At 51.2% G+C, this 13,337-nt stretch carries 13 protein-coding genes; 7 read left to right on the forward strand and 6 right to left on the reverse strand.

Features of this window, described 5'->3' with window-relative positions:
* The first annotated feature begins 65 nt into the window (after positions 1–65).
* From E4T81_RS06765 to E4T81_RS06780, 4 genes are read left to right on the forward strand one after another with little or no spacing between them, the layout of a single operon-like run.
* The gene (locus E4T81_RS06765; protein WP_135042690.1) at positions 66–2,078 is read left to right on the forward strand and encodes a tetratricopeptide repeat protein; all 2,013 of its coding nucleotides are present in this window, start codon (positions 66–68) and stop codon (positions 2,076–2,078) included.
* A 51-nt stretch (positions 2,079–2,129) separates the two neighbouring features.
* A complete protein-coding gene (locus tag E4T81_RS06770; protein WP_135042692.1) occupies positions 2,130–3,650 on the forward strand; it encodes a DUF4301 family protein in 1,521 nt (506 codons plus the stop codon).
* Between the two features lie 49 nt (positions 3,651–3,699).
* Entirely contained in the window at positions 3,700–4,755 is a 1,056-nt protein-coding gene (locus E4T81_RS06775) for a GNAT family N-acetyltransferase (protein ID WP_135042694.1), read from the forward strand.
* 35 nt (positions 4,756–4,790) lie between these two features.
* Positions 4,791–5,258 carry a co-chaperone YbbN gene (locus E4T81_RS06780; RefSeq protein WP_135042696.1) on the forward strand — a complete coding sequence of 156 codons (468 nt, stop codon included), beginning with the start codon at positions 4,791–4,793 and terminating at the stop codon, positions 5,256–5,258.
* Positions 5,259–5,262: 4 nt separating this feature from the next.
* Here E4T81_RS06780 and E4T81_RS06785 read toward each other — a convergent pair whose 3' ends face one another.
* The 5 genes from E4T81_RS06785 to E4T81_RS06805 all read right to left on the reverse strand — a co-directional run bounded on the left by E4T81_RS06785 (position 5,263) and on the right by E4T81_RS06805 (position 9,214).
* A complete protein-coding gene (locus tag E4T81_RS06785; protein WP_135042698.1) occupies positions 5,263–6,159 on the reverse strand; it encodes a TIGR01212 family radical SAM protein in 897 nt (298 codons plus the stop codon).
* A gap of 6 nt (positions 6,160–6,165) precedes the next feature.
* Positions 6,166–7,242 carry a chorismate synthase gene (gene aroC, locus E4T81_RS06790; RefSeq protein ID WP_135042700.1) on the reverse strand — a complete coding sequence of 359 codons (1,077 nt, stop codon included), beginning with the start codon at positions 7,240–7,242 and terminating at the stop codon, positions 6,166–6,168.
* On the reverse strand, positions 7,232–7,735 hold the full coding sequence (gene ybaK, locus E4T81_RS06795; protein WP_135042702.1) for a Cys-tRNA(Pro) deacylase: 504 nt from the start codon (positions 7,733–7,735) through the stop codon (positions 7,232–7,234). Before ybaK ends, aroC begins: the two co-directional genes overlap by 11 nt.
* 85 nt (positions 7,736–7,820) lie before the next feature.
* A complete protein-coding gene (locus E4T81_RS06800; protein WP_135042704.1) occupies positions 7,821–8,366 on the reverse strand; it encodes an outer membrane beta-barrel protein in 546 nt (181 codons plus the stop codon).
* A 179-nt stretch (positions 8,367–8,545) separates the two neighbouring features.
* Positions 8,546–9,214, reverse strand: coding sequence for an outer membrane beta-barrel protein (locus E4T81_RS06805; protein WP_135042706.1), 669 nt, complete (start codon positions 9,212–9,214; stop codon positions 8,546–8,548).
* Between the two features lie 316 nt (positions 9,215–9,530).
* Here E4T81_RS06805 and E4T81_RS06810 point away from each other — a divergent pair, with 316 nt between their 5' ends.
* From E4T81_RS06810 to E4T81_RS06820, 3 genes are all read left to right on the forward strand, one after another.
* Positions 9,531–10,766 (forward strand): pitrilysin family protein, encoded by a 1,236-nt coding sequence (locus E4T81_RS06810; protein ID WP_135042708.1) that lies wholly within the window; start codon positions 9,531–9,533, stop codon positions 10,764–10,766.
* A gap of 83 nt (positions 10,767–10,849) precedes the next feature.
* Positions 10,850–11,881 (forward strand): tRNA dihydrouridine synthase DusB, encoded by a 1,032-nt coding sequence (dusB, locus tag E4T81_RS06815; protein WP_135042710.1) that lies wholly within the window; start codon positions 10,850–10,852, stop codon positions 11,879–11,881.
* Positions 11,882–11,885: 4 nt separating this feature from the next.
* Positions 11,886–12,611, forward strand: coding sequence for a GIN domain-containing protein (locus E4T81_RS06820; protein WP_135042712.1), 726 nt, complete (start codon positions 11,886–11,888; stop codon positions 12,609–12,611).
* A 143-nt stretch (positions 12,612–12,754) separates the two neighbouring features.
* On the opposite strand, the gene E4T81_RS06825 is transcribed toward E4T81_RS06820, so the two are convergent.
* Positions 12,755–13,336, reverse strand: coding sequence for an electron transport complex protein RnfA (locus E4T81_RS06825; protein ID WP_135042714.1), 582 nt, complete (start codon positions 13,334–13,336; stop codon positions 12,755–12,757).
* Position 13,337: the final 1 nt, after the last annotated feature.

The raw sequence follows: 13,337 nt of genomic DNA on the forward strand, positions 1-13,337 counted from the left end.
TTCCTTAATAATAAATTTTAATAGCGTAACTTTACACCGCTATTACAAGCAATAAGCCACGCATCATGAAACGTCTGAAATATATACTGCTTTTCATCATATTATGTTCACTCGGCATCGTCCCGGCAAAGGCGCAGGTCAACACCGACCAGGTGCTGCGTATAGGTCAGAACTCATTGTACCTTGAAGATTATGTATTGTCTATACAATATTTCAATCAGGTAATCGCAGCCAAACCATATCTCGCGCAGCCCTACTTTTTCAGGGCTATAGCCAAGCTTAGCCTCGACGACTATCGCGGCGCCGAAGAAGACGCCTCGCTTGCCATTGAGAAAAACCCTTTCATCACCAACGCATATGAAGTAAGAGGCGTGGCACGTCAGAATCTCGGAAGACACCGTGAAGCCATAGCCGATTATGAAAGAGCCCTTGAACAGCTTCCGGAAAACCGCGGCATACTTTTCAACAAGGCGCTCGCCGAAGAGGAGATTGAGGATTATGATGCCGCTGAAAAATCATTTGCCACCCTTCTGAGAGTGTATCCGCGCTTTGACAACGGCTACATCGGCAGGGCGAAACTGCGGCTTGCCACAGGCGACACGATAGCCGCCCTCGACGACATAAACCGTGCGCTTGAGATTAACAAAAATGCGACCAATGCCTATGTGATGAGAGCCGACATCGCAATATCGTCGTCAAAAGATTTTGCCAACGCTCTCGCCGACATGGATGAGGCGATAAAGCTCCAGCCTCAGTTTGCCGGATTCTTCATCAACAGGGCATTCCTGCGCTACAACCTCGATGACTATTTCGGGGCAATGGCTGACTACGATTACGCCATACAGCTCGAACCGCTCAACACCGCCGCCCTGTTTAACCGCGGACTGCTGCGCGCCGAAGTCCACGACAACAACAAGGCTATCGAGGACTTTTCCAAAGTCATAGGGCTCGACCCCAATAATTATCACGCCCTTTACAACCGCGCCCTGCTGTACAAGGACATCGCCGACTATCCCAACTCGGTAAGCGACCTTGACAAGGTGATTGAAGCGTTTCCCGACTTTTCGGGTGCCTATTTTGTACGGTCGGAATCCCTCAGGCTCATGGGCGAGACAGCCAAAGCAGAGCGCGACTACCGCAAGTCGCTTGCTCTCTCGCGGCAGCCTGTCACCGACAGTCATGACAACGAGGGCGATAAGCAGCCCAGCGAAAAACCGGAGACACAGGAAGATGTGGCAAACCGGTTCACCTCTCTGCTGACCATCGCCAACAACGCGCAGGTCAAGGAGGAATACAACACCGCCGGCATAAAAGGCCGCGTACAGGACCAGAATGTAATAATCGAAATCGAGCCTTATTTCACGCCGTCATATTATGTCACCACTACAGAAATAAAGGAGATACCCTACTATATCAAGGAGATAGACGACATAAACGCCACCCGCATGCTCCGCTTTGTGGTGATGGTCACCAACCACGAGCCGCAGCTCAACGACGAAGAGGCGATTGCTCGGCATTTCAACTCAATCGAGTATTACAACTCCTATATCGCGACCCACACACCTCGTGCAATCGACTACTTCGGACGTGCGATGGACTACTATACTCTTCGCAACTACCAGGCGGCAATAGCCGACCTCAACAAAGCGGTAGAACTCGCCCCCGACTTCACTCTCGCCTACTTCCTGAGAGCAAACGCACGTCTTAGAAACACCAATCTCTCGTCAATAGGCGAAAACAACAGTACCGACGACAGCCGCCTGCGCATGCACACGGCAAAAATCGTCAACGCGGAGACAATGGCCGACATCGACAAGACAATAGAGCTGTCACCGAGAATGCCGTTTGCCTATTACAACAAAGGCAACTTGCTCGTTGCCAACGGCGACCTCACCTCTGCCATAAGCGCCTATACAAAAGCCATTGAGCTTAAACCGGAGTTTGGCGAGGCATATTATAACCGTGGCTACCTATATCTACAGCTCGGCAACCGCGAGGCGGGTATCGCCGACCTCAGTAAGGCAGGCGAACTCGGGATTGTGCCAAGTTACAATCTTCTTAAAAGAATGACACGATAATAAGGAATTATTTATTATATTTGCAGTAATACTAACCAAATCTACCAAGTAATGACACCTGAAGACGCAAAAACACTTGAACAAAGGGGCATTGCACCCGAACTTTTCAATGCACAGATAAAACGATTTGAAACAGGATTCCCTTACCTGCGCATACTTGACTCCGCTCGCATAGGCGCGGGCATCGTCAGCCTTGACGACAGCGGCAAGGAAAAAGCCGTGGCAAGATGGGATAAATTTCTTGCCGACGGTGGCGAAGTCTACAAATTCGTGCCCGCCTCAGGAGCGGCTTCTCGCATGTTCAAGGCTCTGTTTGAGTTTCTTGACGGAGAGGCAAACGAACCTGCCGAGGGAAGCGCGGTCGCAAAATTCATAGCCGACCTCAACCGCTTTGCCTTCTATCCTGAGCTTAACGAAGTGGCTAAAAAACTTTATGACGCCGATCTCGACTCTCTGCTTGCCGACCGCCGCTATAAGGAGATAGTCGCCGCCCTGCTTGGCAAAGAAGGACTGAACTACGGCAATCTCCCCAAAGGTCTGCTTGAGTTTCACTCTTACCCGGAAGGAGCGCGCACCCCACTTGAAGAGCATCTTGTCGAAGGCGCCCAGACTGCGGCAAACAGCAACGGCATCGTGAACCTGCATTTCACCGTGTCGCCCGAACACCGCGCGCTGTTTGAGAAAAAAATCGCCGAAAGCGTGCCGGCAATCGAAAAACGCTTTAACGTAAAGTATAACATAAGCCTCTCGGAGCAGAAAAAATCGACCGATACCGTAGCTGTAAATCCCGACAACACTCCTTTCCGTGACAACGGCGAGCTGCTGTTCCGTCCGGGCGGTCACGGCGCACTGATCGAGAATCTCAATGACATCGACTCTGCGGTCATTTTCATCAAGAATATCGACAACGTAGTGCCCGACTCAAAGCGCGGCGCCACTATCGACTACAAGAAGGTAATCGCCGGCTATCTCATGGAAGTCCAGGACAAGGTTTCATCTTATCTGGCGATGATCAACACCGGCAAATACACCATCGACGATGTAAGGGAAATGATTACATTCATGCACGACACCCTTAACATCCGCGATGAAAAGATGAAGTCGCTTGAAGACGCCGACCTCGTGCTTTATATCAAAAACAAGCTCAACCGCCCAATCAGGGTGTGTGGAATGGTACGCAACGAAGGCGAGCCCGGAGGAGGCCCGTTCATCACCTACAACCCCGACGGCTCGACCTCACCCCAGATTCTTGAAAGCACCCAGATAGACCCCGCCAACGACTCTTACAAAGAGATGGTAGGCAAGGCTACCCACTTCAATCCCGTTGACCTCGTATGCTATGTCAAGGATGTGGAAGGCAAGAAATTTGACCTGCCCGGCTATGTCGACCCCGACACCGGATTTATCTCGTCAAAGTCTAAGAACGGCAAGGAGCTGCGCGCGCTTGAGCTTCCCGGACTATGGAACGGCGCCATGAGCGACTGGAACACAGTGTTTGTTGAAGTACCCATCGCCACGTTCAATCCGGTAAAGACCGTCAACGACCTTCTCCGCGACGCCCACCAAGGCTAAAAGGAAGATTGTCGGAACATAATCAATCGCGCACTTGTTATACCGGTGTATGAAAAAGAAAGACGCTGTTTTAAAACTTTGGCGCGAATGTTTCAACGATTCCGACCAATATGTCGATATGTTTTTCTCAGAAGTGTATCGTGATGACGACGCGCTTCTGCTTGAAGAAGACGACCGACCGATAAGTTCCATGTTATTACAGCGTTACGCCATGAATTTTCATGGCGTGACGCTTTCTGTAAGTTATATATGCGGAGCCGCTACGGCTCGCCGGTCACGAGACCGGGGCTACATGTCGGCACTGATGAGGCAGGCGCTCCGGGAGTCCTTTGACCGTGGCGACGGATTCTGTACATTGATTCCCGCCGACGACTGGCTCTACGACTATTACGGCAATTTCAGCTTCTCACCTGTCTTTTATGTCGACATCGAGCGCTACACCTCGGCCCATACATTCCGTCACGAAGGCGACTACACGCTATATGAAACCCTTGACAGCCGGGAAGCATTCAACTTTTTCCGGGAGATGATGCTGTGTCGCCCCTGTACGGTCCAGCACACAGAGCAGCAATACCGGCAGATACTTATGGATAATTCAGCCGATGCCGGAAGCGTGGCTGCCGTCGCCGACAGCGAGGGCACCCCTCTGGCGATGGCGTTTGCCGTTCCGGTTGACGACGAGGTAAGAGTAGCCGATGTACTCGCGGTTGATGACGATGCGCGCAACGCCGTGCTTGAGGAAATACACCGCAGGTTTGCCGGCATGCCGGTCAATGTCTACGGATATTACCGTTGCGGCGAGGGAGAGCTTCAAAGGCGCGGAATGGCGCGTATAATAAATGTGGAAAAATGTCTGTCAGTAATTTCCGGAGCCTACCCTAAGCTGAATCTTACATTAAGAGTCAGCGACCCGGTCATCGAAGAGAATAACGCCACTTTTGTAATGTCGGGAGGCAAATGCCATAGGACTGACGAACCGGTCGACCGTCTTGACTACGATATTGATGTCGAGGTGCTCACCTCGATAATATTCGGCAATGACGTCACCCGGCACATTCTCGACTTCCCTGCCGTCAGACCGTTTATAAGCCTTATGCTCGACTGATTACTCCCACACACAAAAACAAGATTAAGCCAGTTATGAAAAAAGCTATAATATGTGCGGCGGTTGCCGCAATAAGCGCCATGTCGTTCACGATGAAGGCGCAGGACACCCCGAAAGTAAAGGATATTAACGAGACCCAGTTTCTGGAGAAAGTGTTCAACTACCGTAACGACTCCACCGACGTCACTCTGTCGCGCCCGGCTGTAGTCGATTTCTGGGCGCCCTGGTGCGCGCCATGTATGCGCATAGCCCCTGTTATCGACGAGCTTGCCGTGAAATATGGCGACAAGGTGGATTTCTACAAGATGAATATTGATGACAATCAGCAGGTGGCACAGGACCTGCGCATATCGTCGATACCTCTTGTCGTCTTTTTCCCTGCCGGAAGCCACCCGTTCAAGGGAGCCGTAGGCGTTCAACCGACAGAGGTCTACGAAAATGCGGTAAAGGAGATGATTTCACAGGCTGAAGCCGACTCGGCTGCCGGTGCTGCGGCTGAATAGCCCGTCAACGTGCCGCTTCTCTCAGTCGCCGCTCAAGAAGGTTGACAAACTGATAATTTTTTAGCCCCCAGCGCGGATATATCAGCAACTCCTCCGGCGACTGACTCGTAAACCGCTCTATCGCGACAGAGGGGTTTATGCGCCTTACAATCGCCACACACAGGTTGATATAATCATCGACCGACATGCGCGGCACATCGTACAGGCCTTCCTCTACATCACGGGCGAGACGGGTGCCGCGCACCAGTTGCAGCTGATGAAATTTCACTGTATCTATAGGGAGAGCCGACAGGGCGTCGACCGATTCAAGCATCATGTCGGTTGTCTCGCCCGGAAGCCCCATTATCATATGCAGCCCCACGTGTATGCCGCGTGCCGATGTACGGTTGACGGCATCGACGGTCTGTGACCATGTGTGACAACGGTTTATAAGCTGCAGCGTAGAGTCATGACAGCTTTCGGCGCCATATTCCACCATGACAAAAGTCCGGGTGGACAGACCCTCGAGATAGTCAAGCAGGCGGTCGGGCATACAGTCGGGACGGGTGCCTATGATTATGCCGACAATCCCGTCGACAGCCAGCGCCTCCTCATAAAGGCGGCTCAGCCGGTCTATATCAGCGTGAGTATTGGTATAAGCCTGAAAATAAGCGAGAAACCGCATCGACGGATACTTACGGGCGAAGAATCGCTTTCCCTCTTCAAGCTGCTCGGCGACACCGAGCGCAGGAAGGCAGTAACCGGGATTAAACGTCTGGTTGTTGCAGTAAGTGCATCCGCCGGTACCCACTGTGCCGTCACGGTTAGGGCAGCTGAAGCCGGCGTTTACCGATATCTTCTGAATCTTCCCTGAAAAATGTTCAGCAAGGAAATCGCTGAAATCACGATAAGGCTTTGCCATGACTGATTACATGTGTACAGTCTTGTTCATGAGCCACGCATCCAGAACCACCATCGCAGCCATAGCCTCGACTACAGGCACCGCACGCGGGAGCACACAAGGGTCATGACGTCCGCGCGCTTTCAACGTTGCGGCATTGCCGGCGTCATCCACGGTTGCAACCTCTTTAAGCAATGTGGCTACAGGCTTGAAGGCTACCTTGAAATATATGTCCTCCCCGTTGGAAATACCGCCCTGGATGCCTCCGGAGTGATTGGTGAGGGTATGTATCCTGCCGCCGTCATTAGTGAACACGTCAATCATCTCGCTTCCACGCCTGCATGCTCCGGCAAAGCCCATGCCATATTCAAAGCCCTTTGCTGCATTGATTGACAGCATAGCCTCGCCAAGGCGCGAGTGGAGCTTTCCAAATGCCGGCGAGCCGAGACCTACCGGCACTCCTTTTATGACACAAGTCACGATGCCCCCTATTGTGTCACCGTCCTTCTTGACTTCCGATATAAGCCGCTCCATTGCTACGGCTTTTTCCGGGTCAGGGCATCTTACCGCATTAGTCTCTATCAGCGACGGGTCATAGAGTGTATAGTCATCGTCAAGAGCGATATCGCCCACACGCGACGTATAGGCATAGACCGATACACCCGCTCCGGCGAGAGCCTGCATGGCAAACGCGCCACCAACGACTCGGGATATGGTCTCGCGCGCCGACGACCTGCCGCCGCCGCGATGGTCACGCAATCCATATTTAGCGGTGTAGGTATAATCGGCATGGGAGGGGCGGAAGAGATGGCGCATGTTGTCATAGTCGCCTGAGTGCTGGTCGGCATTCTCCACGATAAAGCCCACAGGAGTGCCTGTAGACTTGCCTTCAAAGAGTCCGCTTAAAATTTTCACGCGGTCTTTCTCGTCGCGCGCCGTCACGATTGCCGACTGACCGGGACGTCGCCGGTCAAGCTGGCGCTGCACCTCATCAAGGTCGATTTCCACTCCGGCAGGCATGCCGTCGATTACACCGCCTACCGCGGCGCCGTGGGACTCGCCAAAGGTGGTGAGCCTGTATATTTTGCCGAAACTATTCATCATCTTTACTGTCCATAGGTGTAGCAATGTCAGCCACTGTTGCTCTCACATAAGATATAAGATCGGCGGGCGAGATACGGAGCTGAAGCCCGCGCACCCCCGCGCTGACATATATCTCATCGAAGTCGGTGGCCGTCGAATGAAAATAAGTGGGAAAACTCTTCTTCATGCCTATAGGCGAGCAGCCGCCGCGGATATAGCCCGTAAGAGGCAGCAGCTCTTTCATCGGTATCATCTCGGCTTTCTTTGCCCCGGCTACTTTTGCCGCCGCTTTCAGGTCGACCTCCATGTTTCCCGGAATGACACACACGAAGTGTCCACACCTGTCGCCATGCAGCACAAGGGTCTTGAACACCTGGCGTATATCCTCGCCAAGCTCCTCGGCGACATGGTCGGCAGCAAGATTATTTTCATCAACCGTATAGGGCACAAGCTCATAAGCGATTTTTGCGCGGTCGAGAAGACGCGCGGCATTAGTCTTGTTTATTCCACTCATAATAGACAAAGATAACTATTTTAGAATATAAAAAAAAATCCGTGCCCAAATTTGAGCACGGAAAATCTGCGTCATGCAGTATGTTTTAGAAGGTGTAATAGAATCCGAAGCTGATATTGTTGCCGTTAAGCAATACGCCCCAGCCCTCGTCGGCACCACCGTCTTTAGCCGCATGGTTGGCACCCTGATAACCGAGCATGCCGACATGGGCAACGATGCTGCACTTCTCGGAAAGAGCCACGGAAATACCCGGCTTCACACCAATTTCCCATGTCACGGCAGTCTTGCCGTTTTCTCCGTCATAGCTTGTGCGACCTGCGCCGACACCGAAACCACCGTCGACAAACAAGCTTACGATACCGCTCTTAAAGAATGAATAACGATAGTAAGGGGCAATCTGGAACAGATTGGTAGTAACCTTTTCACTGTTATGGTAATAAGACCATCCGATAGTAGTACCGATAGCAGTATTGTCACTAAGGTTGTAACCAATCTCGGGGAGGATGCCCATTGTTGTCACATGGTCGCTGCCGTTACGCCAGGCACCGATAGATCCACCTACATAAATGTCTTGTGCAGCCGCGCCGAGAGCGACAACGGCAGCAATAGCAAATGCAATAAACTTCTTCATTGATTTTGAATTTTAGTTATTGAATTATATTTAAAGGAGTCAATTATTTAACCCGCATTGTAACTATATAACAAAATTTCAACGACCTTGTTTGCTCTCACGCAAAATCCAACCTCTCGGGGATATGCATACACTGCAGGAGCAGCGGGCGAGTGGAAATACAAGATGGTTGTCTTCGATTAGAAAGTATAACCGAGAGATACCTTTACATTGGTTGTGTTAACCTTGCCAGTTACATTATTAACCTTGTGGCTGTAAGCGGGGATAAAGTCAGTACCAACCTGCACGCCGAGATAATACTTCTCATAGTTCAAGCCGACACCAATCTGCCATCCCATCTGGAAGCGGTTCCAGGTATTATCCTTGCCCCACATAGCGTCTTCACCATCGTCAAACACGCTCTCCCACTTGCCAGTCTCTTCTTCATCTTCAAATCTCATTCTCTCTGAAAAATGAAGCTTGAAGTTAAGACCTACATAGGGGTCGATTGATACACCTTCAGTGATGTTGAAGCGATAAACAAAGTTTACAGGAACCTGAAGGTTGATATTCTGAGTCTTTAGGGTTTCTTCCCACCCGTCTTCTTTTTCTGTGCGTGAACCGAAAAGGAAATCGATATTGGCACCTGCCTCAACAAACATGTTGTTGGCCACGCCGAAACCGTGGGTGTAGTTAAGACCAAAACCGTTTGTTCCAAGAGTCTCGGCTTTTTCAGTGTAAAAGAAATCCATCTCCTTGTTGAAAGATAGACCTGTGTAATCATAAGACAAGGCTACGCGATTATAGTCCTGTGCATTCATAGATACGCTTGCTGCGATAAGGGCTACAGCAAAAATCAACTTTTTCATAATTGCTAAATGGTTTAGTTAAAAATATAATAAAGTATTAAAATACTCCAATAGAGGTTTAAATCGGTTACAAATCTACAAAAAGTGTTTCATTTTACCCCCCCCATTTTGTTAATTTTTATTAATATAATTGATTTTGCCGTATTTTGTATAATAAATGTTAATTACGGAATTTTTTAGCTAATTATTTTTTGGCGGTTAAAATATAATCCCTACCTTTGTATCAGTTTTTCATGGTATTAGATTTAAGGTAAAAAGATTATTCGTCGTGACGACGAGTAATTTTTTTTTGCCGTTAACTTAAAAGAACAAGATTATGGCGACAGAAAAAGATACATTCACTTACATGACACTTCCCAACGGACTGCGAATAGTCCACTGCCCCTCACGTTCACAAGCCGAGTATTGCGGACTTGCCGTCAAGGCGGGAAGCCGTAATGAGACACCCGACACATACGGGATAGCCCACTTTGTCGAGCACACCATATTCAAAGGGACCGACAAGCGACGGTCATGGCACATAATCAACCGCATGGAGGCTGTCGGCGGTGAACTGAACGCCTATACATCGGAAGAAGTGACCATGGTGTATGCCGCCTTTCCGAAAGGCAACCTTTCACGCGCCATAGAACTGATAGCCGACCTTGTAAGCCGCTCACGCTTTCCCGAGCGCGAGATTGACAAGGAGCGCGAGGTGGTGATGGATGAAATATCATCATATCTCGACACCCCCGCCGACGCTATTTTCGATGAATTCAACGACCTTATATTCGCCGGGTCACCGTTAGGACATAACATACTCGGCAACACGTCGACCATCGCGTCGTTCACTCCCGCCACCTGCCGAGGATTTCTCGACACATATTATACACCGGGCAACATGGTGCTTTTCTATCTCGGTCCCACTTCTGCCTCGCGTCTCTATGCAGCGGCAGAGCGCTATTTCGGACCACTGCACCACCCTACCGCCACAGCCGCCACGGAAGCGCCGGCAGTCAATAAGGCATTTGACATCACACGCAACATCAACACCCATCAGAGCCACACTGTGATAGGGGCGCGCATACCCGGAATGCATGAAGACCACAAGCGAGTGTTCGGACTGCTCACCAACATGCTCGGCGGACCCTGCATGAACTCCCTGTTCAACGTGGAGCTGCGCGAGCGCCACGGCTACGTCTACTCGGTCGACGCCTACACATCGCTCTTTACCGACTGCGGACTCTTTACCGTTTATTTCGGCTGCGACGACGAGCACGTGATGCCATGCCGGCAGCTTATATTTGACATAATCGACCGCCTCGCCGCCGACCCCGTGAGCAAGCGCACCCTTGACGCAGCAAAAAAGCAGTATCTCGGACAGTCGATAGTAGCCGGGGAAAACCGCGAGCAGTATGCCCTGTCGATAGGCAGGAGCGCGCTGTTCAACAACAGGATAGTGCCTGCAAAGGAAGCGCGTGAGCGCATCAACAGCATCACCGCCGAAGAGCTGCAGGAAGCGGCGCGGATGCTCACCCGCGAGCGATGTTCGATTCTTACATTTAGTAAATAATCTGTCCCATTTGTCGCGGGAATGATGAAATATGCACATTTTTCCTTAACTTCGCATGTAAAGAACAGAAGATTACTCAAAGGATGAAAATAGGAAACATAGATCTGGGTGAACGCCCGGTGATGCTTGCACCGATGGAAGATGTCACCGACCACTCTTTCAGGCTTATCTGCAAAGAGCAGGGAGCCGACATGGTGTACACCGAATTTGTATCGGCCGACGCGCTCATCCGAAATATCAGTGCTACCACACGCAAACTCCACATAAACCCCGCCGAACGTCCTACAGCAATACAGATATACGGCAGGGAAACAGAGCCGATGGTTGAGGCGGCGAAGATAGTCGAGGCGGCCAAGCCCGACATTCTTGACATCAATTTCGGATGTCCTGTGAAAAAAGTGGCGGGCAAGGGAGCGGGTGCAGGAATGCTCCGCGACATCCCCAAAATGCTTGCCATAACATCAGCCGTGGTGAAAGCCGTCAACATTCCGGTCACGGTAAAGACACGCCTGGGATGGGACCACGACTCGAAAATAATCGTGGAGCTCGCTGAGCAGTTGCAGGACTGCGGCATCAGCGCACTCACAGTGCATGGAAGGACACGCTCGCAGATGTACACGGGTGAAGCCGACTGGGAAATGATAACACGAGTCAAGGAAAACCCGAGGCTGACGATACCGCTTATAGGTAACGGCGACATAACCACTCCGGAGAAAGCCGCAGAGGCTTTCAGCCGCTACGGCGTGGACGGGGTGATGATAGGCAGGGCGTCGATAGGCGCTCCGTGGATATTTCATGACGTGAAGCTCGCCCTCGCCGGCAAGTCGCCGGAGGAAGAGCCGCTGTCGCTGTCGACCAAATTCTCGCTCCTCAGGCGACAGATAGCAGAAAGCATCGAGAACATCGACGAGTACCGGGGCATACTTCACATACGCCGCCATCTCGCGGCTTCGCCATTGTTTAAAGGCATACCCCACTTCAGAGACACGCGTATAGCGATGTTGCGCGCCTCGACCCACAGCGAACTAAACGCCATACTCGACCGTATAGAAAATGAAATACTTCCGGCAATCAACACCGCCGGAGAGATAAACCATAACGAAAACCAAGAATAAAGCTATGATGATTAGACGATTTCTGGCATCAGCCATCATCTCCATGCTCGGCATCGGCGCAGCGACAGCAGCCGACGACATGCGCAGATATGAACTCGACGTGAAGGACTTTAACGAGCTTATCGTTATAGAGGGACTGCGCGTCGACTATCGCTGCAACCCTGACTCGGCAGGCTATGTGAGCTTCGTTACATCGCCCGACATAGCATCGGTGCTTATGTTCACCAATGAAAAAAGCCGTCTTGAAATGCAGATTTCAACCGACGGCATAGACTATGACAATCTACCTCTCATTAATGTCTATTCACGCTTCCTGAGCAAGGTTGAAAACAGCGGCGACTCGCTGGTGAGGGTGCTGTCGATGAATCCGACACCCAATTTCAAGGCGCGCCTTATAGGCAACGGCTCTCTTGCCGTACATGGCATCGACGCAACCAACCTTGACGGATCGCTCGATACCGGCAACGGCACGCTCACGCTCTATGGCAAGGCGACAAAGGCAAAGTACACGCTTGTCGGCACCGGTTCTATCCAGGCCGACGACCTGGAGGCTGACGAAGTGAAGTGTTCGCTACTCGGCACCGGTTTCATAGGGTGCTACCCCGTCAGCAGCCTTAACGTGATAGGAGCGAGCGGCAAGGTCTACCACAAAGGCAACCCGACAATTAAAAACCGCTCTCTCGGAATAAAGATAATCGCGATCGACGAAGACTCGGTAGAGCGCAAATAGCGCAACATCATCACCGGCCGACAGCGGCAGAGCATCCCCCCGACCCGACTTTGCGCCTGCTGACGCCGTAACGACCAACTGACAAAAAAATAGCCGCGACAAAAAAATGTGCCGCGGCTATTTTCATATGATTTAGAGATGTGTCATCCTATGGAAATGCCTGAGAAACCCATGAAGGCAAGTGCGAGCAAGCCTGCGCAAAGCAGAGCCACAGGCACACCTTTCATCGGTCCGGGGACAGCCACAAGCGTCAGCTTCTCCCTTATGCCGGCAAAAATCACCAGCGCGAGCGTAAAGCCCACGGCAGTAGCGATAGCATAGGTGAGCGATTCGCCCAGATTGAAGCCTTTCTGTATCACAAGGATTGCGACACCAAGCACCGCACAGTTAGTGGTGATAAGCGGAAGAAACACACCGAGAGCCTGATAAAGAGCCGGCGCAATCTTCTTTAATATAATCTCCAGCATCTGCACGAGAGCGGCAATCACAAGGATAAAGACAATTGTCTGCAGATATGCGAGCCCGAGCGGGTCAAGCACATAAATCTGAAGCAGCCACGCCACGAGAGTGGCAAGCAGCATCACAAATGTAACAGCAGCTCCCATACCGGTCGCTGATGACAGCTTCTTTGAAACGCCGAGAAACGGGCATATTCCGAGGAACTGCGCGAAGACAATATTGTTGACAAATATTGCCGTTACGATGATTGAAAGATATGTGAGCATG

It is taken from the genome of Barnesiella sp. WM24 (genome assembly GCF_004570975.1).
Taxonomy (GTDB): domain Bacteria; phylum Bacteroidota; class Bacteroidia; order Bacteroidales; family Muribaculaceae; genus Muribaculum.

What these genes read in the sequence shown, in the direction of transcription:
- E4T81_RS06765 (WP_135042690.1), top strand. Translation starts at nt 66, where the DNA reads ATGAAACGTCTGAAATATATACTGCTTTTCATCATATTATGTTCACTC.
- E4T81_RS06770 (WP_135042692.1), top strand. Translation starts at nt 2,130, where the DNA reads ATGACACCTGAAGACGCAAAAACACTTGAACAAAGGGGCATTGCACCC.
- E4T81_RS06775 (WP_135042694.1), top strand. Translation starts at nt 3,700, where the DNA reads ATGAAAAAGAAAGACGCTGTTTTAAAACTTTGGCGCGAATGTTTCAAC.
- E4T81_RS06780 (WP_135042696.1), top strand. Translation starts at nt 4,791, where the DNA reads ATGAAAAAAGCTATAATATGTGCGGCGGTTGCCGCAATAAGCGCCATG.
- E4T81_RS06785 (WP_135042698.1), bottom strand. Translation starts at nt 6,159, where the DNA reads ATGGCAAAGCCTTATCGTGATTTCAGCGATTTCCTTGCTGAACATTTT.
- aroC (WP_135042700.1), bottom strand. Translation starts at nt 7,242, where the DNA reads ATGATGAATAGTTTCGGCAAAATATACAGGCTCACCACCTTTGGCGAG.
- ybaK (WP_135042702.1), bottom strand. Translation starts at nt 7,735, where the DNA reads ATGAGTGGAATAAACAAGACTAATGCCGCGCGTCTTCTCGACCGCGCA.
- E4T81_RS06800 (WP_135042704.1), bottom strand. Translation starts at nt 8,366, where the DNA reads ATGAAGAAGTTTATTGCATTTGCTATTGCTGCCGTTGTCGCTCTCGGC.
- E4T81_RS06805 (WP_135042706.1), bottom strand. Translation starts at nt 9,214, where the DNA reads ATGAAAAAGTTGATTTTTGCTGTAGCCCTTATCGCAGCAAGCGTATCT.
- E4T81_RS06810 (WP_135042708.1), top strand. Translation starts at nt 9,531, where the DNA reads ATGGCGACAGAAAAAGATACATTCACTTACATGACACTTCCCAACGGA.
- dusB (WP_135042710.1), top strand. Translation starts at nt 10,850, where the DNA reads ATGAAAATAGGAAACATAGATCTGGGTGAACGCCCGGTGATGCTTGCA.
- E4T81_RS06820 (WP_135042712.1), top strand. Translation starts at nt 11,886, where the DNA reads ATGATGATTAGACGATTTCTGGCATCAGCCATCATCTCCATGCTCGGC.
- E4T81_RS06825 (WP_135042714.1), bottom strand. Translation starts at nt 13,336, where the DNA reads ATGCTCACATATCTTTCAATCATCGTAACGGCAATATTTGTCAACAAT.